The sequence below is a fragment of the Nocardia miyunensis NBRC 108239 genome, from assembly GCF_001613065.1.
Taxonomy (GTDB): Bacteria; Actinomycetota; Actinomycetes; order Mycobacteriales; family Mycobacteriaceae; genus Nocardia; species Nocardia miyunensis.
Window position 1 is genome coordinate 14,547 of record NZ_BDBQ01000119.1, and the last position, 23,822, is coordinate 38,368.

Consider the following 23,822-nt stretch of genomic DNA (forward strand, 5'->3'; position numbering starts at 1 on the left):
TTCAGTCTCCCTCGGCCGTCGCGGTGTGGGTGATCCGCGGATCCAGCAGCGGATACAGCAGATCGATGATCAAATTCACCAGCACGAACCCGGCCGCCGCGAGCACCACGATCGCCTGCACCACCGGAACGTCCTTGACCAGCACCGATTCCTGCGCCAGCCGGCCGATCCCATTGCGGTTGAATACGGTTTCCACGACGATCGCGCTGGTGACGGTCACGCCGATGAGCAGACCGGCGATGGTCAGCGCGGGGAGCGCGGCATTGCGCAGCGCGTGCCGCAGCTGCACCTGCCCACGCGAGAGCCCCTTCGCGCGGGCGGTGACGATGTACTGCTCGTGCAGGGTGTCCTGAAAACTGCGACCCAGGACCTGGGCCAATTGCGCGGCGGCGGGCAGCGCCATCGTGATCACCGGCAGGATCAGGTGCTTCCAGTCGCCCGTGCCCGCCGACGGCAGCAAGCCCAGTTCGAACGAGAAGTACTGGATCAGCGCGAGTCCCACCAGGAAACTCGGCACCGCGACGCCGAGGGCAGGCAACCGGTCCAGCAACAGTCGCAACGGGCGGACGCGAACGAACGCCGCGAGGTAGGCGACCCCGGTGCCGAGCACCACGGCCAGCAGACCGGCGATCGCGCTGAGCAGCAGTGTGCCGCCGATCCGGTCACCGATCAGCTGGGTGACCGGAACGTGTTTGGCGATCGAGATGCCGAAGTCGCCGTGCAATGCCCCGGTCAGCAGGGTCCAGTACTGGTCGAGCACGGGGCGGTCGAGTCCGTACTGGGCTTTGGCCACGGCGAGCTGTTGCGGTGTCAGCGAATCGGTTTCGATCCCGGCGGCGGAGAGCTGAATCGATACCGGGTCACTGGGCAGCAGATACAGCACGACGAAGGTGACCGTGAACGCCGCCCACAGCACCACCACCGCCTGCGCGATCCGCCCGGCGAGATACCGGATCACGGCTGGATCCAGACGTCGCGCAGGTCCAGGAAACTCTCGGACGTGAATCGGAAACCGTTGACCCGGTTACGAATTCCCGCGTACTGCACCCTCTCGAACAGCGGGAAGGCGACGCCCTCGTCGATCAGTGCGCTCTGTAGCCGGCCGTAGATGTCCTGGCGTTGGGCCGGATCGGTGGTCCGTACCGCGCTGGCGAACAGATCGGCGATGCGTGCCGCCGTCTCGGGTTGCTGTGAGTTACGCGCGAGCGCCTTCGAATTGGCCAGCGCCGCAACGAGAATGAACTGTAGCGCCCCGGGATCGGCGCGGGTGAAGTAGTTTCCGAGCAGGTCGTATTGACCATTCGCGGTGACCGCAGACCGTTCGGCTGCGGTGATCACCTTCAGCTGGACCTCGATCCCGACTTTGCGCAGCTGATCCTGCAACAGTTCCGAGCCGATGGCGGTGGGATCGACGGCCAGCGTGAGTGACAGTCGTTTGCCGTCCTTGCTGCGGTACTGGTCACCGGGTGCCAGGCGCCAGCCCGCCGCGTCCAGGATGTGACCGGCCTGGGCCGGGTCGTAGGTCAGCTTCGCGGCCTGCGACGCGAAGTACGGTGTCGTCTTGTCGAACGCGCCCGCGACCGACGGATAGTCGGGGCCGAAAACCGTTGTGCCGAGCGTCTTCACGTCGATCGCGTGGTACAGCGCCTGCCGGACCTGAGCGTCGGCGAGCGGATGCCCGTTGGCTACGTTCGGAAACAGCGCGTACGACACCCCCGGTAGCGAGCGCGAGCGCAGGTAGGCCCCCGAACGTGTGATGAGGTCCCGATCCTCGACGGTGAACGGATTGCGCGGCCACGCGATGTCGATCTGCCCGCTGACCAGATCGCCTGTGCGCACGCTGTCCTCGGCGATATAGCTGACCTTGATCTTGTCCAGATAGGCCTCGCCGGTGTTCTTGGTCAGCGGCGACGGCCAGTGGTAACCGGCCCGGCGGCTCAGTGTCACGCTCTGGCCCGGTGTGTAGTTGTCCAGGGTGAACGGGCCGGTCCCGGAAATACCGCCGAGGCAGCGCTGCTGCGGGGTCTTGCGCAGTGACGCCGGGGAGAGCAAGGCCAAGTTCGTGGTCGAAGTCGCTTGCAGGAAGGACGAATTCGGCTGATCGAAGTGGAACCGGACCGTCTTGGCATCGACGACCTCGGTCGATTGCAGTCCTTGAATGTAGCTGGCGCCGTACGCGGTTCCGCCGGAATCCCGGCTCTCCTGCAGGAACGAATCGAAGTTGGCCTTGACCGCGGCGGCGTCCAGTGGCGCGCCATCGGAGAAGGTGACACCGTCGCGCAGGGTGAAGGTGTAGTCGAGCCCGTCCGGCGAGATCTGCCATGCCGTGGCCAGCCATGGCACGATCTGGCCGGTATCGGGATTCTGGTCGGTGAGCGAATCGGTGAAGTTGCGGATCAGGGTGCGGTGCTCGATCCAGTAGGTCTGGAACGGGTCGATGCAGGCGAAGGCTGCGTTGTCGGGAAAGAACGCGAGGTTCAGTGTTCCCCCGCGTACGGGCGGTTTCCCAACCCCGGTGGGTCCGCTGGACTGGTCGGCCCCGCCGCAGGCGGCGGCCAGTAGGGTCAGCACGGCGGCGGCCGCGGCGGCGGTCCGGCGTAGCAGGCGGATCGTGGTCGGCATAACGGAGGATTCCTCGGGTCAGGGCCGGAACATGGTGTCCCGGTTGGATATCGGACGAGTGCGGACTATCCGGCGGGGCGGTCGGTGGCGCGCAACACTGCCCGGCCCGCGGCCAGCAGGACCGTGTCCTCCTGCGGCGGATGCACGCGGACGCACAGCACGTCGCGCAGATGTCGCTCCAGTGGGTTGTGGCGAGTCAGGGCCGCATTGCCCAGGGCCGCGACGGCGGTCTGCACAGCGGTGACGACCGAGCGCGCGATCAACACCTTGACCAATGAAAGACTCTCCGCCGCAATGCCTTCTCCGGCCTCGACGCGTCGCAGGGTGCCGTCCAGCAGCGTTTCCGCCTGCACGATCTGTGCCTCGATCTCGCCCGCGACCGTCCGGATGCGTTCGGTGTCGGCGATCGGGTGGCCGAGTGCGGCCGGAACGCGGGTGCGGGCGAAGTCGGCGAATGCTCGGCGTGCCGCACGGGCCACCCCGACATACAACGCCACGTGACCGAACGAGGTCGGCCCCGAGGCCGAGGCGGGATCCCGGTAGACGCCTTCCCGGAACGGGATCTCGATCAAATTATCTTCTGCCACCACAACATTCGTGTAAGTGACATCGTGTGTGTTGGAGGCGCGCAGACCGAGATGATCCCAGGTGTCGTGCCAGGTGATGCCGTCGGAGTCGGCGGGGACGATGAAATGGCCTACCCGCACGGGATTTTCGTCGGTGCGTGCCCACACCAGGTGATATGCCAATGCCGTGCCGCCCGTGGCGAAGGTTTTGCGGCCGTTGAGAATCCACCCCTCGGCAGTGCGGCGCGCGGTCGTCGCGGGCAGGCCGCCGCGTGCCGGAGCACCCAGTTCGGGCTCGGCGCGGATGACGTTCACCAGTGTCGGTTGTTCGGCCGAACGGCGGACCAGTTCGGCGTAGAGGTTCTCGGGCCAGCCGCGGTTCACCGCCTGTGCCTGGTGGGCGGCCAGGTTGTTGGCGGCGATCAGCGCCACCGACGGATCGCCCTCGCCGATCGATGCCAGGATCCGCACCACCTCACGGTGACTCAGTTCGGGGCCGCCGTAGCGCCCGGCAACGGTCGCGGTCAGGTATCCGCCGCGCTGCGCCACCCGCAGCCCCGCTTCGGGGATCGCGGCGCTGCGATCGTATTCCACTGCGGTGGCGGATATTTCGTCGGTCAGTGTGGCGAGGGCCGCGGGCGTGGTGTCCGGCGCGAGCAGCGATTGCCGACCGGTGACCGTGGTCACGGGCGGCCCGCCGCGGCCAGGGCGCCGGGATGATCCGCCTGTAGCGCGCCGCGTCGCCCGGTCGCCTTGCGATGCGCGAGCTCCTGGCGGACCAGCGGCAGGATGTAGCGGCCGTAGTCGATCACGTCGTTGAGGTTGTCGTAGCCGCGGATCGATACCAGGCTCGCACCCAGATCGATGTAGTCCACGATCGCCGCGGCCACCGTCTCCGGGCTTCCGACCAGCGCGGTCGACGCGCCCTGGCCATTGGTGGCCGCCGCGGTCCGGGTCCACAGCGCGCGGTCGTACACCTCCTGGCGACGGGCGAATTCCAGCGCTCGCCGCGATCCGACGTTCTGCGGAGCACCCTGGTCGCGCTTGCGGTAGGCGCCGCTTTGGAAGGTATGGGAGATCCGCTCGGCGTAGTCGCGGGCCTTGGCCCAGGCCAGCTCGTCGGTGCGGTCGGTGATGGGACGGAAGGTCACCCAGATGCGCGGCCGGTCGGCGCGTCCGGCGGCCGCCGCGATCGCGTGTACCCGCTCGATCTGAGACCTGATGTCCGCCAACGGTTCTCCCCAGAAGGAGAAGATGTCGGCCTTGGTCCCGCCGATGTCGAACGCGGCATCGGACTGCCCGCCGATGGAGATCGGGATCGGCGCCGCGTACGGCGGGAAGCCGGGGCCGAAGCCGTCGAACCGGTAGTACGTTCCGTCGTGCGAGAACGCGCCCGTCTCGGACCAGGAGCGGCGCAGCACATCGATGAATTCGCTGGTGCGCGCGTACCTTTCGGCTTTCGGGAGATAGTCGCCCTGCCGCGCTTGCTCCGCATCGCTGCCGCCGGAGATCAGGTGTACCACCGCGCGCCCCTCGGTCAGCTGATCCAGGGTGGCCAGCTGCTGGGCCGCGACGGTCGGGAACACCGTATTCGGACGGACCGCCACGATAGGCTTGAGACGGTCGCTGAGCTGGCCGACGGCCGAGGCCAGCACGAACGAATCGGCGCTGCCGGATCCGTACGGCAGCAGTGTCAGGTCGAATCCGCCGTCTTCCAGGGCACGTACGTACCGGCGCACGAATGGCAGGTCGATGCCCCGGGAGGGGATCGGCTCGAGTTCGGTCGAGGCGGTGGTGTGGGTCAGGCTGATGAACTCGACCTCGGGGGACGCGGTGGCGGGCAGCGCGTCCGGGCCGGATTCGACGGTCATGATCTTCCTCTCGGGCCGAACGAGTCGCCGGTTCGCGGCGAAGGAATCGCGTCGAGCATTGCTCGACGCGTCGCAATATTAGGTAGACCACCCCGGCCGGAACCAGAGTTCGGCGCACGGTTTTCAATTCGTATCGCCGATAGCAACCGATAGCCGAAAGATGCTCGGCCTATTTATGATCCGGGAGATTCAAAGCATATTCAACAAGCCGCGGGTGCGCTTCGATGCGGTGAGATCTCCGGTCGATCCGAGGTGGCGAGAATTCATGGCAGATCCGTTGGACCTGACCCATCTGCGTACGCTGGTGGCCATCGCCGACACCGGCGGTTTCCGGCGCGCGGCCGATGCCCTGCACCTGAGCCAGCCGACGATCAGCCAGCACATCCGCCTGCTGGAGCGGCGCCTGAAACGATCGCTGGTGGAAAAGGACGGCCGGAGTTCACGTTTCACCGCGGACGGCGAACGGCTCGTGGTCGAGGCGCGAAAGCTGTTGACCGCGCACGACGAAATGCTGGCGCGATTCCTGCCCTCGGATCTGCGGCGTATCACGGTCGGCTCGACCGAGCATGCCGCCGACGGGCTGCTGCCGGAATTGCTCGGCATGTTGCGCGCCGCCTATCCGGACGTCTATTTGCATTTCCGGATCGATCGTTCGACGACACTCACCGAATCGGTGGGCAAAGGCGCTCTGGACCTCGCGGTGGTATTGGGCGGCAATGGCGATCCGGTCGGGGTCGAGGTGGGTGAACTCGGATTGCGCTGGGTCGCCGGGCCCGGTTGGCTGCTGCCCAGGCAGCCCGGCCCGATTTCGCTGGTCGCGTTCGAGGAACCCTGTGGCCTGCGGCGTCGCGCGGTGCACAAGCTCACCGAGCTGGGGTACGAGGTGTCGGTAACCGCCGAATCCGGAAACCTCGACGGCGTGCTGGCCGCGGCGAAGGCGGGGCTGGGAATCGCCCTGCTGCCGTTCCATTCCGCGGTTCCGAGCGGGATCGGGGAGGTGATGGGTCTGCCCGCGATGGGATCGGTGGATGTGCGGCTGGTGACTCGGCGCGGTCTGGGCGCGGATATCGAGACCTCCGCCGTCGAAGCGATCACCGCCCACTATCGGTCCGTAGCCGGACGGAGGCTGCGCGGCGTGGCGTGAGGACTACAGCGCCTTACCCGGATTGAACAGCCCGTTCGGATCCAGTGCGCGGCGGATCGCCTGCTGCGTCCGCAGTGCCGCGGGTCCTTGCTCGCGTTCGAGCCACGCGCGCTTCAACACGCCGACGCCGTGTTCCCCGGTGATCGTCCCGCCCAATTCCAGTGCGGTAGCGAAGATTTCGTCTGCCGCGGCGACCGCGCGCGGGTAGGCCCCGGCGTCGTCGCGGGGGACCACGATGATCGGATGCAGATTCCCGTCCCCGGCGTGGCCGAAGGTGTTGATCCGGCTGTCGTGCCGGGCGGCGATCTCGGTGATCCGCCGTACCGCCGCCGCGATCCGCGACCGGGGCACGACGATGTCCTCGATCAGTACTCGGCCGTGCCGCTCCAGCGCCGGCAGCGCCGCCCGGCGCACGGCCAACAATTCACCCGCCGCCTCGGGGTCGTCGCCTACCCGCACTCGGGAGGTGAACTCGCCGAACGTCTTCGCGACGAGATCGGCCTCGGCGCGAGCGCCGAAACCGTCGGTTTGCGCGACCACGAACGCACCGGCCGACTCCCCGCGGACCCCGAGCAGATCCTGTGCCTCGCGCAGCGACGCCTCGTCCAGGAGTTCGAGCATCGCCGGTCGCACGCGTGCGGTCAGGACCGCGGCGCAGGCGGCGGCTCCCTGTTCGACGTCGTCGAAGTATGCGGCGACGGTGATCGTGTCGACGGGCACGGGCCGCAGCCGCACGGTCGCGGCCACGATGACGCCCAATACCCCCTCCGAACCGGTGAATAGGCTCGTGAGATCCAGTCCCGCAACGCCTTTCGCGGTGCGTCGGCCGGTGCGCAGCAGTTGCCCGTCGGCCAGGACGACGTCCAATCCCAGCACGGCATCGCCCGTCACACCGTATTTGACGCACCGCAGCCCACCGGCGTTGGTCGCGATGTTCCCCCCGATGGTCGAGATGGCGATGCTCGCCGGATCCGGCGTATAGCGCAGTCCGTGCCAGTTCGCCGCGGCGTCGAGCACCGCTGCGCTGACCCCGGCCTCGACCACCGCGAGTTCGTCGTCCGGTGCGAGTTCCAGAATGCGGTTCAGCCCGCTGACATCGAGAATCAGTGATCCGGCGCCCGCGGCGGCTCCACCGGCCAGCCCGCTGCCGGCTCCGCGCACCACCACCGACAACCCCGCCTCCGCCGCCGTCGTCACCGCCCGTCGCACGTCGTCGACGTTCGCCGCCAGCACCAATGCCTCCGGCTCCCCGGTCGGCACGTGGCCGGACCGGTCCGTCCGATAGGCCGCGGGAATGTCCTTGCCCCGCAGCACTGTTCCGGTGAAGGCCCGCATTCCGGTCGTGGGCAGGGTCATTCGCGTGCTCCTCGGTTGTTCGGCGATGGGCCGGGATTCATCCTCGCGCACCACCACGGGCATCGACAGGCGCGGAATGATCGGAATGTCTTATGCATCGGGTGAAACCGACAGGCGCGGTTGCAATCTCGCCGATTCCAACCGTGTCTACGGCGCCGCGGATGTAGTTGCGTTCATCCGGACGAGAGGAGTCGCGACATGGCCTTGCGATCGGACACCTTGATCACCGTGGCGGAGTTGGCCGCGCGGATCGATAGCGCCGAACCGATCACCGTTGTCGATGTCCGCTGGCAGCTGGATCGGCCCGACGGCCGCGCCGACTACGAGCGCGGACACATCCCCGGTGCGGTCTACGCGGACCTGGATTCCGAACTGTCGGATCATTCGGCCACCGGCCTGGGACGTCACCCGCTGCCCACCGGACCGGCGTTGCAGGCCGCCGCGCGCGGGTGGGGCGTCCGCACCGGCGTCCCGATCGTGTTGTACGACAACTGGAATCGAGCGGGATCGGCGCGTGCCTGGTGGGTGCTGCGTACGGCGGGCATTCCCGATGTCCGCATCCTGGACGGCGGTCTGGCGGCCTGGACGGGCGCGGGGCACGAATTGGCAACCGGCATAGAGCATCCCGAGCGCGGTGACATCGTCGTCCACCCCGACACCCTCTACGACGGCGAGTCGGCGACATTGACCATCGCCGAGGCCGCCGCCGCGCCCGACCGCGGCGTCCTCATCGATGTGCGGTCGCCGGAGCGGTTCCGCGGTGACGCCGAGCCGGTCGACTCCGCCGCGGGCCACATCCCCGGCGCCCGCAACATCCCGGGCTCGGCCATCCTGGACGATCACGGATTCTTCCGTCCCGCAAGCGAACTCGAAGAGCTGTTCAGCCTCGTCGGCATCCCCGACGCATCCGAGGTCGGCGTCTACTGCGGTTCCGGCGTCACCGCGACCGTCGGCATCGCGGCACTGCGAATTCTGGGTGTCGAGGCGGCCCTGTTCCCCGGGTCGTGGTCGCAGTGGAGTGCGGATGCCGCCCGGCCGATCGCGACCGGTGACACCGCACCGGCGGGCTGACCCGCCGGATCTATGCCGAGCGGTCCGATGCGCGTAATCCGTTGAATACCAGTGTGATCAAGCGATCGGCCTGATCGGGTCCGGCGTGTTCGCGCGTCCAGGCGGCCGCGTTGACCAGGGTGAACACATCCGCGGCGGTGACATCGGGACCGAGAGTCGCCGACCGGGCCGCGCGATCGACGAGCCGGGCGCCGATGTCGTTCATGCGCAGGCAGGATGCGTGTAGTTCGCTGCTGTCGTCGTCCATGCTGTCGGCGAGCACCTCGGCCAGTCCCCGATACGTGGCGGCATGCCGGACCACCGCGCGCACCCACTCGTCCACGGTGTCGGCGGTGACCGGACGGTCGAGCAACCGGTCACCGCGTTCGAACAGATCCTCGTTCCGGTCGGCCAGCAGCGCGGCGGTGAGCGCGCGGCGAGTCGGGAAATGCCCGTACAGCGTGCCGATGCCCACACCGGCCCGCCGCGCGACGTGCTCCAGCGGCGCGTCGGCGCCGCTCGCGCCGAAGATCTCGTCGGCCGCGGCGAGCAGCCGCTCCCGATTGCGCTGGGCGTCCGCGCGCGGTCGGCGGACTCGTGGCGTGGTTTCCTCCATCACAACCCTTCTAAGTCGAGGGGCCCTCGAGATATATTTCGAGGGTCCCTCGATTTTAGTAGGAGTTGATGATGATCCTGGTGACAGGTGCTACCGGCTCGATCGGCCGTCATCTGGTCCGGCGGTTGCGGCAACAGGACATTCCGTTTCGGGCATTCGTGCGCGACCCGGGCCGCGGGCGAGAGCTGGATTGCGAACTGGCGGTAGGCGATTTCGACGATCCGGATTCGATCGCGGCCGCGCTGTCCGGTGTCGAGCGGGTGTTCCTGTGTTCCCCGGGAGCGGGACCGGGGTCGCAGCCGATGGTCGCTCAGCAGACCAGGGTGATCGACGCGGCGGTCCGCGCGGGAGTCGGTCGGGTGGTGAAGGTCTCGGTCTGGGGCGCCCGGCCCGGTGGTCTATTGGCCGAGGGTGCGCACGCGGAGATCGAGGCGCGGCTCGAGGCGTCGGGGCTGGACTGGTCGATCGTGCAGCCGAGCGGGTTCATGCAGAACTTCCTCACCGGCGCAGGCACATTCACCGACGGCGGCGATCTGCTCGGCGCCTACGGCAGCGCGGGGGTGTCCTACATCGATTGCGCCGACATCGCGGCGTGCGCGGACGTCCTGCTGAGGGGTGATCTCGGTAGCCGACAGCGGTTCGTGCTGACCGGCCCCGAGGCGCTCACCCACACCGAGATCGCCGCTCGGTTGTCCGCGGCGCTCGGCCGCACGATCTCCTACATCGACCGTCCCCCAGCGGATTTCGCGGCCGATCTGGTAGCCCAGGGCGTACCCGCCCGGTTCGCCGCCGACGTGGCCGCGCTGTACGCCGAGGTCGCGGGCGGAGCTCTCGCCGGAATCACCTCGGCCGTCCGCGATCTCACCGGCCGACCGGCCACGACCTTTGCCGAGTTCCTGGCTCGTGAGCGAGACCTGTTGCGGCAGTGGCCAACAGGAGTAACCGGCGATGCCCGGGCCCGGTGACATCGGCCGCAGGCGGGCGCGCCGCCGAAGAGACTGATCGAATACACCCCCCGCGCGAACAGGAACGGCTCATGGATGTCGATACATTGCTCACCACCACCCGCTCGGTCCGGCGCAAACTCGACCTGCGTCGCCCGGTCGAACCCGAGGTACTCACCGAATGCCTTCGGATCGCTCAGCAGGCCCCCATCGCCGGAGCGTTCGCCGAAAGCTTCCGCTGGCTGGTCATCGACGATCCGGGCACGAAAAGCGCTCTGGCACAGATCATCCGCGCTGATGGTGAGGCCTCGTTCGCGAAATACGGCGACCGGGTGCCGCCGCGCGCCCTCGCCTCCGGGCGACATCTGCTCTCGGTTCTCGAGCAGATCCCGGTGTATGTCACGGCTTGTCTGCACGGTCGGCCATCCGGCGACAACGCGCTGCTCAGCGCGTTCTACGGTTCGGTCTATCCGGCGGTGTGGAGCCTGCAACTCGCCCTGCGATCACGCGGTCTCGGCAGCACCATCGTCGGCTACCACCTCGCCGAGCACGAGTCCGACGTCGCACATATCCTCGGCATCCCGGCCGACGTCACCCAGGTAGCCATGCTCGCCGTCGCCTACACCACGACCGACACATTCCGCCCCGGCGCCCGCCCGGCGCTCGATCGCATCACGTACCGCAACCAATGGGGCGCCCCGGCCTGACCGATGTGTTGCTGCCTGGAGCATCCAATTCTTCTGGGGCATCCGGGGCGCCAGCGGGGGGCGGATCTTTCGGCCGATCGGCCTTTCCGGCGAATAACGCGCCTCAGTCCGCCTCCCCGTAGGCGGCGGCGATGTCCTGGGCGCTGGGCCAGCGGGTGTAGGTGGGGGATTGGGGCCAGCCGGTGGGGGAGTCCTGCCATTCTTCCTGGCGGCCGTAGGGGAGGACGTCGATGAGGGGGAAGGTGTGGCTGATTTGTTCGGTGCCGCGGCCGTTGGTGTGCCAGGTGCGATAGACGGTGTCGTCGTGGCGGAGGAAGACGTTGACCGCGAAGCCGCTGTCTGGGGGTGCGCCGACGTCGGCGCCGAAGGGGCTGTTCGCGGTGGAGTACCAGGGCATCTTGTTGCCGACGCGGCGCTTGTAGGCCAGGGCCTCGTCGATCGGGCCCTGGGTGACGATGACGAAACGGGCGTCGTAGTTGTCCAGGAACTCCAGGCGGGTGAATTGTGAGGTGAATCCGGTGCAGCCGGGGCACTGCCATTTCTCGCCCTCGAACCACATGTGGTTGTAGACGATCAGTTGCGATCGGCCGTCGAAGATGTCGACCAGGTGGATCGGGCCCTGTTCGCCCTCGAGGGTGTAGTCGGGCAGCTCGACCATCGGTAGGCGGCGGCGCTGGGCGGCGATCGCGTCGAGTTCGCGGGTCGCGGCCTTCTCCCGGACGCGCAGCGCGTCGAGTTCGCGTTGCCAGGTCTCGGCGTCGACGACGGGCGGCAGTGCTTCGGTGCTCATGGGGTCCTCCCGGACGGGGTCACAGCCTGCGGGTTTTCGATGTAGACCCCGTCCGCGTGCCGAATTCATCGGTGATCGCCATATTGACGATGCCGAGCCGGCGCCGGTGGGTCGTCCGTCCTAAGGACGCGCCGGCGCTGCCGAGCGAAAATGCTTCTGCGGCAGCCGATCAGCTGTGTCGGTGACGTGACGGCACAGGGTGGTGGTACGGCCACTACTGTGTGGGCGCGGTCCGTCTGCGCTAGTCGCATCTTTTAGGGGTACAGTTCTATAAAATGTAGTCCTATAAAGGAGGGCCGGTGCGCAAGCCTGTCGACATGTTCGATCGGGACTACGAGTGGTCCGCGTTGGAGCGGTTCGTCGGTGACGAGCAACCCGGGGCGACGCTCGGAGTCGTTTCGGGGCGGCGGCGCCAGGGCAAGACTTTTCTGCTCGAAGCGATCTGCGAAGCCGCGGGCGGGTTCTATTTCGGGGCGACCGAGGCGGCCGACCCTGAGTCGCTGCGGCGGGTGAGCGCTGCCCTGACGGACCATCTTCGACCGGCCAGCCCCTTTCACTTCCATGGGTGGGCGGAAGTGATCGACACGTTGCTCAGCCTCGGCGCGGATCGGCCGGTGCCCGTTGTGATCGACGAGTTTCCCTATCTGGCCAAAGCCAATCCGGAGCTTCCCTCGATCATCCAGGAAGCGCTGCGGCCACTGCGGGAACAGCGCACCGCATCACGAACTCGCTTGCTGCTCTGCGGATCCGCACTGTCGTTCATGGGGCGAATCCTGTCGGGCAGCGCACCTTTGCGTGGCCGGGCCGGGCTGGAATTACTTGTCCGCCCGCTCGATTACCGGCTAGCGGCCGAATTCTGGGGGATCACCGATCCGCATCTCGCGCTGCGGGTCAATGCGATCGTGGGTGGCACGCCGGCGTACCGCCGGGAATTCGCGCGGGGTGACACTCCTGACGGCCCCGGTGATTTCGACGATTGGGTGGTCCGGACGGTGATGAATCCCGAGACTCCGTTGTTCCGGGAACCGCGCTATCTGCTGGCCGAGGAACCCGAACTGCGGGATACGGCGCTGTACTTGTCCGTGCTCGGCGCGGTGGCGGATGGCAACGCCACCCGTGGGGGTATCGCGGGGTATCTCGAACGCAAAGCGCCCGATATCGCGCATCCGATCACCGTGCTGGAGGACGTCGGTCTGCTGCATCGTGACGCGGATGTGTTCCGGGACAACCGATCCACCTACCGTATCGCCGAACCGTTGATCCGGTTCTACCACGCGATCATGCGGCCGGTCTGGGATCAGCTGGAGCGTCCGGGGAGTGCCGAACGGGTATGGCGTGCGAGCCGCCGACGTTTCGCGAGCAATGTACTCGGACCTCACTTCGAACAGTTGTGCCGGGAATGGGTCTTGCATCATGCAGATCCCGCTCTCCTGGAAGAACTTCCGGCGAAGGTCGGGCACGGGGTGGTGCACGACACCGCGACCAGGACGAGTCACGGGATAGACGTCGCTGTGATCGGGGTCGCGGACGGCGGCAAACCTCCGCTCCTGGCCATCGGCGAGGCGAAGTGGAATGACACCATGGGCGCGGGACATCTGGAGCGGCTCGGGCATATTCGGGACGTCATCGCCCGCAACGGGCGTTACGACACCAGCCGGACGAAACTGCTGTGTTTCAGTGGTGCCGGGTTCAATCGGAAGGCTGCCGCGGCGGAGTCGGATCAGGTCGTTCTGGTGGATCTGCCGATGTTGTACGGGTAGGTGCGAGCGGACCGCTCAGCGGCCCGTGCTCGGTGAACGAGTGGGGTTGCGGGCCAGAGCTTTCCAGAAATCGACATACGCCTGCTCGTGCATGATGCCGAGTTCGAGGATGCGAGAACGGGATTCGGCGCGGACGCTGTCGTTCGGATCGATCTCGGCTTGCAGGGTGCGGTACTGGTCGAGCCAATGGAGGTGTTGGGCGGCTTGGTCGTTGGCGAGGGTGATCACGTCGTCCGGTGCGCCGAGGTCGGCGAAGAACAGTTTCAGCTGGGCCGGATCGCGGGTCTCCGCGGGCGGGCATTTCGGTTCGGACAGCCAGCGCTCGAGCTCTTCGCGGCCCGCGTCGGTCAGGTGGAATACCCGGCGCCGGCGGCCGGTCTCCTCGGCCTCCTCGCGCAGCAGGCCCTGTTCGGCCAGGCGCACGGGGATCCGGTACAGCTGCGCGTGCGGGACCGGCCAGAAATAGTCGACGCTCTCCTCGACCCTGGCTTTGAGGTCGTACGGGGTGAGCGGGCCGTGACGTGCGACGAGGCCGAGCACGATGTGATCCTGCGGCCCGAGTTCGGGCATACGCGTCTCCCTGCCGTTCCGTTGACACTGTATCGTTGAGACTATAAGTTAGTCTCATTGAGACCGTATCAATGAGACTATTGGAGGAATCGTGCGAGACTTCGCGATCGAGCTGTTCGACAAGTGGGCGGCGCTGTGGAGTGGCGATCTGGCGCTCGGGCCGGAGATCCTGGCTCCGAAGCTGACGTTGCGGTACGCCCAACCGGGTGCCTCGGCCTACGACGAGATTCACGATCCGCAGACCTTCGTCGAGCAGATCGCGCTGTTCCGGTCCGAGCGCCCGGGCCTGCGTTACGCGGCGCAGGGCATGCCCGTTGTCGAGATCGACAGTGCCCGAACCGGATTGATCGCCCGGCCGTACGGTGCGCGCCGACCCGGTCCGGACGGGGAGCTGAATCTCAGCGGCACCGACATCCTGCGGTTCGAGGAGGGGCGGATCGTGGAAGTGTGGTCGGTGTCCGGCGGTGCGCAGGGGCGCAGTTTCTATCCGGATGCCGTCGGGGCTTGACGCGCTGTTCATCCGGCATGGCGAATGGTGTTGTCAGGGAGCCGAATAGACGACGAGGATCTGGTCGGGGGCGTCGGTGACGGCGAACGACGCGTGGGTGAGGGTGAGCGGGCCGCGCGTCGGGTGGTTCAGGCGTTTGGTGCCCGAGTGGCTGGTGGCGATGTCGTAGCGGGGCCACCAGGCGGCGGCTTCGGGGCTGCCTTCGCGGAGTTCGGTTGCTAGACAGGCGAATCGGGCGTCACCGGGGTGGCGACCGGCGTTGGTGCGCAGGCGGGCCAGGATGGATTGGGCAACCTCGGTCCAGTCGAGCAGGATTTTCCGGGCGGCGGGGTCGAGAAATACCCAGCGTGCGAGATTCGGTGTGGCGGAAGCGGATTGGTCGACCATGCCCGAGAAGTATTCCGCCGCGGCATCGTTCCAGGCCAGGACGTCGGTGGTCACGCCGGTGATGTACGCGGGGGCGGGGGACAGGAGTGCGGGGATGGCGGCGACCTCGGGGGTCAGGATTTCCGCGGGTGGCGGGGGAACGGGCTCGGCCGTGCCGTCGGCCAGGGCGCGCAGGTGGGCGCGCTCGTCGGCGGTGAGGCGCAGGGCGTCGGCGATGGCGGTGAGCACCTGGTCGGAGGGGTTCACGTCGCGGCCCTGCTCCAGATACGCGTACCAGGTCGTGCTGACACCCGACAGGACCGCGAGCTCCTCCCGACGCAGACCGGGGGTGCGGCGGCGGTCCGAACCGGGCAGGCCCACCTCGGCGGGACTGGTGCGTTCGCGGCGGGCGCGCAGGAACGCGCCGAGTTCGCGGCGGCGGGCCAGGGCTTGCGATCTGCGGGCATCGACCCTCGTGCGGACGTTCACCGAGCCGCTCACGCCATTGCCTCCGATTCCACGATCACATACCCCTGGATACCATCCGCCGCCGGGGCGCGTACCGCCGATGCCGGGTCATGCGGATTGTGACATCGTCCATCGTGGCCTGCGAGCAGGCGCTGCTGTCGGTGCACGGCACGACATGCGAGCCGCTCATGCTGGTACTTCCGGTTCCACGATCACGCGGTTCTGGATACCATTCCGGATCGGCGGTGGACTGGGGTCATGAAGGCATGGCAGATGACAGCACTCGACAGTGGCTTGCACCTCGCTGAGGTCCCCGAACCGCGGTTGCGCGGCGGCGGAGCGACCCTCGACGTGCTCGCCGCGATGATTCCCGCGTACACCGCGAACCTCGTGGCCGGAGGGCGCGGCGGGTTCCCCACGCCGATCGTGTTGGGCCCCGGCGGAATTGCGCGGGTCACCGCGACCGCCGACGACGTGTTCGCGGTGCAGCAGGGCGATATCGCCGTCGCCACCGCGATATTCCGGTCGAATCGCACCGACGACGCGCAGGAGGCGCTCTTGGGCTGGACCGGCATCGGCGGCGACGGGCAGCGCACTCCGACCACGGACCGCATGCGCGATATCTGGCGCGACGGTCTGTTCGCCGAGCGCGCGCTGCAACCCGAGCGCACCCTCGTCGCGCTGCCCGGCGCGGACGCCTATCCCGCGCCCGAACGGCTGGCCTTCCTGCCGTGGCTGGCCATCGCCGGGGAGGGAATCGAGCGGGCCGGTGTCCGCCCAGGTCAGACGGTTGGCGTCGTCGGCGCGACCGGGCAGCTCGGTGGGGCGGCCGTCCTGTTGGCACTCGCGCGCGGCGCGGCCGCGGTGGTCGCGGTCGGCCGCAATCGCACGACGCTCGACGCGCTCGCCGGACTGGATCCGCGCGTGCTGACCGTGCCGCTGTCCGGCGATCGCGCGGCCGACGCTCGGGCGATCCGCGCGGCGGCCGGGCCACTGGACGCGGTGATCGACACCCTCGGCATGGTGCCGGGCCCGGACCCGAGCATGGCCGGGTACGACGCGATCCGTACCGACGGGACCTGGGTTCTGGTCGGCGGCGTGCGCCACGAACTGCCCATTCCCTACCACGACCTGATGCATCGCCGACTGACCGTACGCGGATCCTGGATGGGCCACGACACGACGGTGCGCGAGATCTGGTCGATGATCCGCCACGGCGTATTGGATCTGTCGGTCCTGGACGTCACCGTCGTCGGTCTGGCGGACCCCGCGGCGGCGCTGTCCACCGCGGCCGATGCGCACGGCCTGAACATCGTCGTCCTCGTTCCCTGACCAGTGCTGCCCTGGGTGGAGCGGCCCGGCCGAGGTCACGCCGGACGGTCTGGCGAGGCCGCGGCCGGACTGCCGGTGCACCGCTGTGTGTCACATCGTGCCGTGGACGACAGCAGCGCCATGAGGTGGTGTGGGCGTCGAGCGTGATTGCGTGTTCGGCGGGCCGACCGGGCCCGGGTCCTCTAGCGTTGGGGCTGGTCGACGCTGAGAGGGGTTCGGATGCGCACGGGGATGCTGGGTGTGAACGAGCTGGTGGAGCATGTGGAAGAGGGGACGTTGGACACCGTGCTGGTCGCGGTGACCGATATGCAGGGGCGGTTGCAGGGGAAACGTTGTTCGGCACGGTATTTCGTGGACGAGGTGCTCGCGCACGGTGCCGAGGCGTGCGACTACCTGCTGGCGGTGGATGTGGAGATGACGCCGGTGCAGGGATACGCGATGTCCTCCTGGGACACCGGATACGGCGATTTCGCGTTGCGCCCGGACATGCGCACCGCTCGGCTGCTGCCGTGGTGGCCGGGCACCGCGCTGGTGCTGTGCGATATCGCCCAGGTGGACGCGTCCGGGAAACCGGGCGGCGTGCCGGTGGCCGTGTCGCCGCGGCAGATCCTGCGCAGGCAGCTGGATCGGTTGGCGGAGCACGGATTACGCGCCTACGTCGGCACCGAACTCGAATTCCTGGTCTTCGACGACAGTTACGAGGCCGCCTGGCGCTCGGGCTATCGCGATCTCACTTCGGCCAATCAGTACAACATCGATTACTCCCTGCTCGGCACCGCCCGGATCGAACCGCTGTTGCGGCGGATTCGCCGTGAAATGTCCGGCGCGGGACTGTATGTCGAATCGGCGAAGGGGGAATGCCGCCCCGGCCAGCACGAGATCGCCTTCCGCTACGACGAGGCGCTGACCACCTGCGACAACCACAGCGTCTACAAGACCGGGGCGAAGGAGATCGCCGCCCAGGAGGGGAACAGCATCTCGTTCATGGCGAAATTCGATGAGCACGAAGGGAATTCGTGTCACATCCACCTGAGCCTGCGGGACGAGCACGATCGGCCGGTCTTCGCGAAGGACGACGGTGAACCCTCGGCGCTGATGCGGCACTTCGTGGCCGGACAGCTGGACTGCCTGCGCGAATTCACCTATCTGTACGCACCGAACATCAACTCCTACAAGCGATTCGTCTCCGGCAGCTTCGCGCCGACCGTCGCCGCGTGGGGCCGGGACAACCGCACCTGCGCGGTGCGCGTGGTCGGCAACGGGCACTCGCTGCGCATGGAGAACCGGGTTCCGGGCGGGGATGTGAATCCGTATCTGGCCGTGGCCGGTCTGATCGCGGCGGGCCTGTACGGCATCGAACGCAATCTTCCCCTCGAGCCCGAATTCCACGGCAACGCCTATCGCTCGCAGCGGCCGCGCGTGCCCGGTACGCTGCGCGAGGCCGCGCAGCTGTTCGGCGAGAGCGCGGTGGCGCGAGCCGCGTTCGGCGAGGACGTGGTGCGGCACTATCGGAACGCGGCGCAGGTCGAACTGGACGCCTTCGACGCCGCGGTCACCGACTGGGAACGCGTGCGCGGCTTCGAACGGCTCTGAGGCGAAAGGAGCGTCAGCAGTGACAACTGTGCAGGTGATCAACCCCGCCACCGAACAGCCGGTGGCCACCTTCGAATCGATGGATCTCGAACGCACCGATGCCGCGATCGCGCGCGCGGCCGCCGCGGCGGTGTCCTGGCGGGATGTCGCGCCGGGGGATCGGGCCCGGCTGCTGCGTCGTTTCGCCGCGGCCGTCGACGCCGATCTGGAGCAGCTGGCCCGGCTCGAGGTCGCCAATTCCGGGCACACCATCGGGAATGCGCGCTGGGAGGCCGGGAACGTCCGCGATGTGCTCGACTACTGCGCGGGCATGCCGGAACGGTTGCTGGGCAGCCAGATTCCCGTTGCGGGCGGGGTGGACATCACCTTCTGCGAGCCGCTGGGCGTGGTCGGGGTGATCGTGCCGTGGAATTTCCCGATGCCGATCGCGGGCTGGGGTTTCGCGCCCGCGCTGGCGGCGGGCAACACCGTGGTCCTCAAGCCCGCCGAGCTGACCCCGCTGACCGCGATCCGGCTCGGCGAACTCGTGCTCGAGGCCGGGCTGCCACACGACGTATTCCAGGTCCTGCCCGGCAAGGGCTCGGTGGTGGGGCAGCGTTTCGTGACGCATCCGGCCGTGCGCAAGGTGGTCTTCACCGGATCCACCGAGGTCGGCCGGGAGATCATGGCCGGCTGCGCGCGGCAGGTCAAACGCGTCACGCTGGAACTGGGCGGCAAGAGCGCCAATATCGTATTCGCCGACGCCGATCTCCAGGCGGCGGCGGCCACCGCACCCGCCGGGGTGTTCGACAACGCTGGTCAGGACTGCTGTGCCAGGTCGCGAATTCTGGTGCAGCGCGGTGTCTTCGATACATTCCTCGAACTGCTGGAACCGGCCGTGCGGGCGGTGCGGGTCGGTGATCCGGCCGAGGAGTCGACCGAGATGGGCCCGCTGATCTCGGCCGAACACCGCGATCGGGTCGCCGGATTCGTCGAGGACTCGACCACCGTCGCGTACACCGGGACGAATCCGTCCGGGCCCGGATTCTGGTATCCGCCAACGGTTGTGCTGCCGGACAGTGCGTCCGATCGCGTCGCCACCGAGGAGATCTTCGGCCCGATCGTGGCGGTGCTGCCGTTCGAGGACGAGGCCGAGGCGATCGCGCTGGCCAATGCCACCGATTACGGGCTGTCCGGTTCGATCTGGACCCGCGACGTCGGCCGGGCGCTGCGTGTCTCGCGCGCGGTGGAGTCCGGGAACCTGTCCGTGAATTCCCATGCGTCCGTGCGGTATTGGACGCCGTTCGGTGGATTCAAACAGTCCGGACTCGGCCGAGAGCTCGGTCCGGACGCGGCCCGCGCGTTCACCGAGACCAAGAACGTCTTCATCGCCACCGAATAGCCCTCGAGCACAACCGCATTCGCATCTCCCCGCTCCGGAACGTCCGGAGTTCGTTCGCAGAGGAGTCACCGTGCAGCGCTTACAGGATCGTGTCGCCGTCGTCACCGGCGGCGGCAGCGGTATCGGCCTGGCCACCGTCCGCCGTTTCGCGCGGGAGGGCGCGCGAGTGGTGGTCGCCGATATCGATACGGCCGCGGGCGAATCCGCTGCGGCGGAGGCCGACGGACGGTTCGTGCGCACCGATGTCACCGACGAGGCGCAGGTGCGGGCGCTGTTCCAGACCGCGGTGGATGTCTACGGCGGGCTCGACATCGCGTTCAACAACGCGGGAATCTCACCGCCGGAAGATGATTCGATCCTCACCACCGGCCTGGACGCCTGGCAGCGCGTGCAACAGGTCAATCTGACCTCGGTCTACCTGTGCAGCAAATACGCCATCGAACACATGCTGAATCGCGGTAAGGGGTCGGTGATCAATACCGCGTCCTTCGTCGCGGTCATGGGCGCGGCCACCTCGCAGATCTCCTACACCGCGTCCAAGGGTGGCGTGCTGTCGATGAGCCGCGAGCTCGGTGTTCAGTTCGCGCGTCAGGGAATTCGCGTGAACGCCCTGTGCCCCGGACCGGTCAACACTCCGCTGCTGCAAGAGCTGTTCGCCAAGGACCCCGAGCGCGCGGCGCGTCGTCTGGTGCACGTCCCGCTCGGCCGCTTCGCCGAGCCGGAGGAGATCGCGGCCGCGGTCGCCTTCCTCGCCAGCGACGACTCCTCGTTCATCACCGCGTCGCAGTTCATGGTCGACGGAGGAATCGCGGGGGCGTACGTGACCCCGCTGTAAAGGGCTGCACGGGAGGCGCTTTCGAAGTGGCACGTATCGTTCACGCCCACATCTAGCTGATGCCTGATCCGAATTCCTCTGGGTGCGAGGATGCTTCGCGCAGCTCCGACCGGCTGCCGCCATCGGCGGCGTAGGTGCGGAGTGCCATTGATCGCGTCGGCCGTCGGGTTCCAGGATGATTCGTGCGCATAGTGACCGCTGCTCCGGGCTGTGGCGGGCCCGGAATGTCGGCTGCGGTGGTTTTGCGTTGCGCAAGCGGGCATTACCGCTCGCGCAACCATCCGATCAGCGGCGTTTCTTGAACAGTCGCGAGACGCCCCCGCCGGAGGAATCGGCGGGTTCGCTCACCGCGGACAGCGCCGCGTAGTCCTCGTCGGACAGCGAAACCTCCGCCGCGGCAACGTTTTCCTCGAGGTGTGCGACGCTCGAGGTACCGGGGATCGGCAGCATCACGGGGGAGCGGCGCAGCAGCCAGGCCAGGGCCAGCTGTGACGGGGTGGCCTCGTGGTCCTTGGCGATCTCGTCGAGCGGGCCGCCGGGGCGGGCGAGCTTACCGGTGGCCATCGGGAACCATGGGATGAAGGCGATCTGATTCGCCTCGCAGTGGTCGACCAGCTTCTCCGACGTGCGGTCGGCCAGGTTGTACAGGTTCTGCACCGAGACGATCGTCGCCAGCTTGCGCGCCGCCTCCAGCTGCGCGACGGTGACCTGGGACAGGCCGATGTGCCGGATCTTGCCTTCCTTCTGCAACGCCACCAGCTCACCGATCTGATCGGCCAGCGGCACCTTGGGGTCGATCCGGTGCAGCTGGTACAGGTCGATGCGCTCGAGCCCGAGATGCCGCAGACTCAATTCCAGCTGCTGGCGCAGATATTCGGGCCGGCCCAGCGGCAGCCACACGTCCGGGCCGGGCCGGGTCAGCCCCGCCTTGGTGGCGATGACCAGATCGTCGGCGTAGGGGTGCAGGGCCTTGCGGATCAGGGTCTCGCTGACGAACGGGCCGTAGGAGTCGGCGGTGTCGATGAAGTCGACGCCGAGTTCGACCGCGCGGCGTAGCAATCGGACCACCTCGTCCGGGTCCTTCGGCTCGCCCCACACGCCCGGACCGGTGATCTGCATGGCGCCGTAGCCGAGGCGATGGATGGGGAGATCCCCGCCGAGGGTGAAGGTTCCGGATGCGGCGGCAGGACGTGACTCGGTGGACATGGGCACCACCCTAGTCACCCGCGGCGCTCGAGGCAGTAGTTCCGCGCGCCGCACCAGCCGTCTATGGGCCAATGAAATTTGGTATATGCCAGTAAATGGTGGCATATACCAAATGATCGGCGTAGGGTCATCCGGGCGCCGACCGGCGTGAAACCTACGGGATACGCCGTGGCCCGCGGTACCCTTCCGGCCGCGGCGCGTCCCTGCTCAGCGAAGGAACACCCCACGATGACGACCGCCGTGACCCGCTGCGAACACGATCTGCTCGGGGACCGCGACGTTCCCGCCGACGCCTACTGGGGTGTGCACACCCTGCGCGCGAGCGAGAACTTCCCGATCACCGGCACCCCGTTGGCCTCGTATCCGCATCTGGTCACCGCCCTGGCCGCGGTCAAGGAGGCCGCCGCGCGGGCCAACGAGGAACTCGGTCTGCTCGCCCCGCACAAGGCCGCGGCCATCGCGGCGGCCTGCCGGGAGATCCGCGAACAGGGTCGGCTGCGCGAACAGTTCATCGTGGACGTCATCCAGGGCGGTGCGGGCACCTCGACCAACATGAACGCCAACGAGGTGATCGCCAACCGGGCCCTGGAGATCCTCGGGCACGCCAAAGGCGAATACGCGCACCTGCATCCGAACGACGACGTCAACCTCAGCCAGTCCACCAACGACGCCTATCCGACCGCGGTGCGCGTGGCGACGATCCTGGCCGTGCGGGAGCTGCTCGAGTCGATGACGGTGCTGCGCAACGCGTTCGCCGACAAGGCGACCGAATTCCACGACGTGCTGAAGATGGGCCGCACCCAGTTGCAGGACGCCGTGCCGATGACGCTCGGCCAGGAGTTCTCCACCTACGCGGTGATGCTGGAGGAGGACCAGAGCCGGCTGGCCGAGGCGGTGGTGCTGATGGAGGAGATCAATCTGGGCGCCACCGCGATCGGCACCGGGCTCAATGCCCCCGAGGGTTACGCCGAGGCCGCACGGGGCCATCTGGCCGCCATTACCGGGCTGCCGCTGGTGACCGCGGCGAATCTGATCGAGGCCACGCAGGATTGCGGTGCGTTCGTTCAGCTTTCGGGTGTGCTCAAGCGGATCGCGGTGAAGCTGTCCAAGACCTGCAACGATCTGCGGCTGCTGTCCTCGGGACCGCGCGCCGGGCTCAACGAGATCGATCTTCCTGCCGTGCAGGCGGGTTCGTCGATCATGCCCGGCAAGGTCAATCCGGTGATTCCCGAAGTGGTCAATCAGGTGGCCTTCGAGGTGATCGGCAACGATATGACGATCACCATGGCCGCGGAGGCGGGTCAGTTGCAGCTCAACGCATTCGAGCCGATCATCCTGCATTCGCTGTCCAAGAGCATCGTGCATCTGGGCGCGGCCTGCCGCACTCTCGCGGAGCGGTGCGTCGCGGGTATCACCGCCAACGCCGAGGTCACCCGCGCGATGGTGCAGAACTCCATCGGCCTGGTCACCGCGCTGAACCCGTACATCGGATACCTCGCCGCGACCGAGATCGCCAAGGAGGCACTGGTTTCCGGACGGGGCGTGGCCGAGCTGGTCCTGGAGAAGGGCCTGCTGCCGCCGGAGCGGCTCAGTGCCATCCTGCGGCCCGAACAGCTCGCCGGGGTGAAGCCGCTCGTGGAGGTGAAACCGGTCGTCGCCTGAATCTTCGAATGTGTTGCGGGCAAAGGTGTTCCGTGCTCGCACAATGAGGCGGGGCCCGGTCCTGGGGGATGTGGACCGGGCCCCGCCTCATCGCCGACTGATCGGTGCGAGATCTCAGCGCGGCGCCATGCGGATCGCGCCGTCGAGGCGGATCGTCTCGCCGTTGAGCATCGGGTTCTCCACGATGTGCCGGGCCAGCGCCGCGTACTCGACCGGATCTCCCAGGCGCGCGGGGTGCGGCACCTGCGCGCCGAGGGCCGCGATCGCCTCGTCGGGCAGCGACTCGAACAGCGGAGTGTGGAACAGACCCGGCGCGATGGTCACCACGCGCACGTTCACGCTCGCCAGATCACGCGCGATCGGCAGGGTCATGCCCACGATGCCGCCCTTGGACGCGGAGTACGCGGCCTGACCGATCTGCCCGTCGAACGCGGCGACCGAGGCGGTGTTGATGATCACCCCGCGCTCCTCACCG

The 23,822-nt window shown here is 67.8% G+C and carries 22 protein-coding genes; 11 read left to right on the plus strand and 11 right to left on the minus strand.

Annotation, left to right across the window (positions count from 1 at the left end):
- Position 1: 1 nt before the first annotated feature.
- From NM2_RS42265 to NM2_RS42280, 4 genes are all read right to left on the minus strand, one after another.
- Positions 2-958: an ABC transporter permease gene (locus NM2_RS42265; RefSeq protein ID WP_067682176.1), complete on the minus strand. Its 957-nt coding sequence runs from the start codon at positions 956-958 to the stop codon at positions 2-4.
- Entirely contained in the window at positions 955-2,622 is a 1,668-nt protein-coding gene (locus NM2_RS42270; RefSeq protein WP_067682179.1) for an ABC transporter substrate-binding protein, read from the minus strand. The genes NM2_RS42265 and NM2_RS42270 overlap by 4 nt, the downstream gene beginning before the upstream one ends.
- A 65-nt stretch (positions 2,623-2,687) precedes the next feature.
- Positions 2,688-3,875 carry an acyl-CoA dehydrogenase family protein gene (locus NM2_RS42275; protein ID WP_067682181.1) on the minus strand — a complete coding sequence of 396 codons (1,188 nt, stop codon included), beginning with the start codon at positions 3,873-3,875 and terminating at the stop codon, positions 2,688-2,690.
- Complete coding sequence (locus NM2_RS42280; RefSeq protein WP_067682183.1) at positions 3,872-5,059, minus strand: LLM class flavin-dependent oxidoreductase; 1,188 nt, start codon at positions 5,057-5,059, stop codon at positions 3,872-3,874. The genes NM2_RS42275 and NM2_RS42280 overlap by 4 nt, the downstream gene beginning before the upstream one ends.
- A 265-nt stretch (positions 5,060-5,324) precedes the next feature.
- Here NM2_RS42280 and NM2_RS42285 point away from each other — a divergent pair, with 265 nt between their 5' ends.
- Positions 5,325-6,203 carry a LysR family transcriptional regulator gene (locus NM2_RS42285; protein ID WP_067682223.1) on the plus strand — a complete coding sequence of 293 codons (879 nt, stop codon included), beginning with the start codon at positions 5,325-5,327 and terminating at the stop codon, positions 6,201-6,203.
- A 3-nt stretch (positions 6,204-6,206) separates the two neighbouring features.
- Here the strand turns inward: NM2_RS42285 and NM2_RS42290 are convergent, their stop codons facing one another.
- A complete protein-coding gene (locus NM2_RS42290; RefSeq protein ID WP_084532134.1) occupies positions 6,207-7,559 on the minus strand; it encodes an FAD-binding oxidoreductase in 1,353 nt (450 codons plus the stop codon).
- A gap of 198 nt (positions 7,560-7,757) precedes the next feature.
- Between NM2_RS42290 and NM2_RS42295 the strand changes: the two genes are divergently transcribed.
- Positions 7,758-8,630 (plus strand): sulfurtransferase, encoded by an 873-nt coding sequence (locus NM2_RS42295; protein WP_067682186.1) that lies wholly within the window; start codon positions 7,758-7,760, stop codon positions 8,628-8,630.
- A 10-nt stretch (positions 8,631-8,640) separates the two neighbouring features.
- Here the strand turns inward: NM2_RS42295 and NM2_RS42300 are convergent, their stop codons facing one another.
- Complete coding sequence (locus NM2_RS42300; protein WP_067682188.1) at positions 8,641-9,225, minus strand: TetR/AcrR family transcriptional regulator; 585 nt, start codon at positions 9,223-9,225, stop codon at positions 8,641-8,643.
- 71 nt (positions 9,226-9,296) lie between these two features.
- Here NM2_RS42300 and NM2_RS42305 point away from each other — a divergent pair, with 71 nt between their 5' ends.
- Together NM2_RS42305 and NM2_RS42310 are read left to right on the plus strand one after the other, a co-directional pair.
- Complete coding sequence (locus NM2_RS42305; protein WP_067682229.1) at positions 9,297-10,190, plus strand: SDR family oxidoreductase; 894 nt, start codon at positions 9,297-9,299, stop codon at positions 10,188-10,190.
- 71 nt (positions 10,191-10,261) lie between these two features.
- Entirely contained in the window at positions 10,262-10,876 is a 615-nt protein-coding gene (locus NM2_RS42310) for a nitroreductase family protein (RefSeq protein WP_067682190.1), read from the plus strand.
- A 103-nt stretch (positions 10,877-10,979) separates the two neighbouring features.
- Here the strand turns inward: NM2_RS42310 and NM2_RS42315 are convergent, their stop codons facing one another.
- Positions 10,980-11,666 (minus strand): DUF899 domain-containing protein, encoded by a 687-nt coding sequence (locus tag NM2_RS42315; RefSeq protein ID WP_067682193.1) that lies wholly within the window; start codon positions 11,664-11,666, stop codon positions 10,980-10,982.
- Between the two features lie 299 nt (positions 11,667-11,965).
- Between NM2_RS42315 and NM2_RS42320 the strand changes: the two genes are divergently transcribed.
- Positions 11,966-13,426, plus strand: a complete 1,461-nt coding sequence (locus NM2_RS42320; RefSeq protein WP_067682196.1) for an AAA family ATPase — start codon at positions 11,966-11,968, stop codon at positions 13,424-13,426.
- Between the two features lie 15 nt (positions 13,427-13,441).
- On the opposite strand, the gene NM2_RS42325 is transcribed toward NM2_RS42320, so the two are convergent.
- Positions 13,442-13,996 carry a PadR family transcriptional regulator gene (locus tag NM2_RS42325; RefSeq protein WP_067682198.1) on the minus strand — a complete coding sequence of 185 codons (555 nt, stop codon included), beginning with the start codon at positions 13,994-13,996 and terminating at the stop codon, positions 13,442-13,444.
- 91 nt (positions 13,997-14,087) lie between these two features.
- Here NM2_RS42325 and NM2_RS42330 point away from each other — a divergent pair, with 91 nt between their 5' ends.
- Positions 14,088-14,504, plus strand: a complete 417-nt coding sequence (locus NM2_RS42330; RefSeq protein ID WP_218026101.1) for a nuclear transport factor 2 family protein — start codon at positions 14,088-14,090, stop codon at positions 14,502-14,504.
- 33 nt (positions 14,505-14,537) lie between these two features.
- Here the strand turns inward: NM2_RS42330 and NM2_RS42335 are convergent, their stop codons facing one another.
- Positions 14,538-15,371: a helix-turn-helix transcriptional regulator gene (locus NM2_RS42335; protein WP_218026102.1), complete on the minus strand. Its 834-nt coding sequence runs from the start codon at positions 15,369-15,371 to the stop codon at positions 14,538-14,540.
- A 240-nt stretch (positions 15,372-15,611) separates the two neighbouring features.
- On the opposite strand from NM2_RS42335, the gene NM2_RS42340 reads away from it, so the two are divergent.
- The 4 genes from NM2_RS42340 to NM2_RS42355 all read left to right on the plus strand — a co-directional run bounded on the left by NM2_RS42340 (position 15,612) and on the right by NM2_RS42355 (position 20,479).
- The gene (locus tag NM2_RS42340) at positions 15,612-16,670 is read left to right on the plus strand and encodes a zinc-binding dehydrogenase (RefSeq protein ID WP_218026103.1); all 1,059 of its coding nucleotides are present in this window, start codon (positions 15,612-15,614) and stop codon (positions 16,668-16,670) included.
- Positions 16,671-16,901: 231 nt separating this feature from the next.
- Positions 16,902-18,263: a glutamine synthetase family protein gene (locus tag NM2_RS42345; RefSeq protein ID WP_174575749.1), complete on the plus strand. Its 1,362-nt coding sequence runs from the start codon at positions 16,902-16,904 to the stop codon at positions 18,261-18,263.
- Between the two features lie 19 nt (positions 18,264-18,282).
- Positions 18,283-19,644, plus strand: a complete 1,362-nt coding sequence (locus tag NM2_RS42350; protein ID WP_067682208.1) for an aldehyde dehydrogenase family protein — start codon at positions 18,283-18,285, stop codon at positions 19,642-19,644.
- Positions 19,645-19,714: 70 nt separating this feature from the next.
- Positions 19,715-20,479 carry a 3-oxoacyl-ACP reductase gene (locus NM2_RS42355; RefSeq protein WP_067682211.1) on the plus strand — a complete coding sequence of 255 codons (765 nt, stop codon included), beginning with the start codon at positions 19,715-19,717 and terminating at the stop codon, positions 20,477-20,479.
- Positions 20,480-20,764: 285 nt separating this feature from the next.
- Here NM2_RS42355 and NM2_RS42360 read toward each other — a convergent pair whose 3' ends face one another.
- Positions 20,765-21,685 (minus strand): aldo/keto reductase, encoded by a 921-nt coding sequence (locus NM2_RS42360; protein ID WP_067682214.1) that lies wholly within the window; start codon positions 21,683-21,685, stop codon positions 20,765-20,767.
- A 228-nt stretch (positions 21,686-21,913) separates the two neighbouring features.
- Between NM2_RS42360 and aspA the strand changes: the two genes are divergently transcribed.
- A complete protein-coding gene (aspA, locus tag NM2_RS42365) occupies positions 21,914-23,347 on the plus strand; it encodes an aspartate ammonia-lyase (protein ID WP_067682235.1) in 1,434 nt (477 codons plus the stop codon).
- Between the two features lie 114 nt (positions 23,348-23,461).
- On the opposite strand, the gene NM2_RS42370 is transcribed toward aspA, so the two are convergent.
- Positions 23,462-23,822, minus strand: a 361-nt coding sequence (locus NM2_RS42370) for an SDR family NAD(P)-dependent oxidoreductase (RefSeq protein WP_157121779.1), incomplete at its 5' end; no start/stop codon positions are given.

Coding starts and splice junctions, on each gene's coding strand:
- NM2_RS42360 (WP_067682214.1), bottom strand. CDS start 21,685: ATGTCCACCGAGTCACGTCCTGCCGCCGCATCCGGAACCTTCACCCTC.
- NM2_RS42270 (WP_067682179.1), bottom strand. CDS start 2,622: ATGCCGACCACGATCCGCCTGCTACGCCGGACCGCCGCCGCGGCCGCC.
- NM2_RS42305 (WP_067682229.1), top strand. CDS start 9,297: ATGATCCTGGTGACAGGTGCTACCGGCTCGATCGGCCGTCATCTGGTC.
- NM2_RS42290 (WP_084532134.1), bottom strand. CDS start 7,559: ATGACCCTGCCCACGACCGGAATGCGGGCCTTCACCGGAACAGTGCTG.
- aspA (WP_067682235.1), top strand. CDS start 21,914: ATGACGACCGCCGTGACCCGCTGCGAACACGATCTGCTCGGGGACCGC.
- NM2_RS42280 (WP_067682183.1), bottom strand. CDS start 5,059: ATGACCGTCGAATCCGGCCCGGACGCGCTGCCCGCCACCGCGTCCCCC.
- NM2_RS42340 (WP_218026103.1), top strand. CDS start 15,612: ATGACAGCACTCGACAGTGGCTTGCACCTCGCTGAGGTCCCCGAACCG.
- NM2_RS42295 (WP_067682186.1), top strand. CDS start 7,758: ATGGCCTTGCGATCGGACACCTTGATCACCGTGGCGGAGTTGGCCGCG.
- NM2_RS42315 (WP_067682193.1), bottom strand. CDS start 11,666: ATGAGCACCGAAGCACTGCCGCCCGTCGTCGACGCCGAGACCTGGCAA.
- NM2_RS42345 (WP_174575749.1), top strand. CDS start 16,902: ATGCTGGGTGTGAACGAGCTGGTGGAGCATGTGGAAGAGGGGACGTTG.
- NM2_RS42310 (WP_067682190.1), top strand. CDS start 10,262: ATGGATGTCGATACATTGCTCACCACCACCCGCTCGGTCCGGCGCAAA.
- NM2_RS42325 (WP_067682198.1), bottom strand. CDS start 13,996: ATGCCCGAACTCGGGCCGCAGGATCACATCGTGCTCGGCCTCGTCGCA.
- NM2_RS42285 (WP_067682223.1), top strand. CDS start 5,325: ATGGCAGATCCGTTGGACCTGACCCATCTGCGTACGCTGGTGGCCATC.
- NM2_RS42300 (WP_067682188.1), bottom strand. CDS start 9,225: ATGGAGGAAACCACGCCACGAGTCCGCCGACCGCGCGCGGACGCCCAG.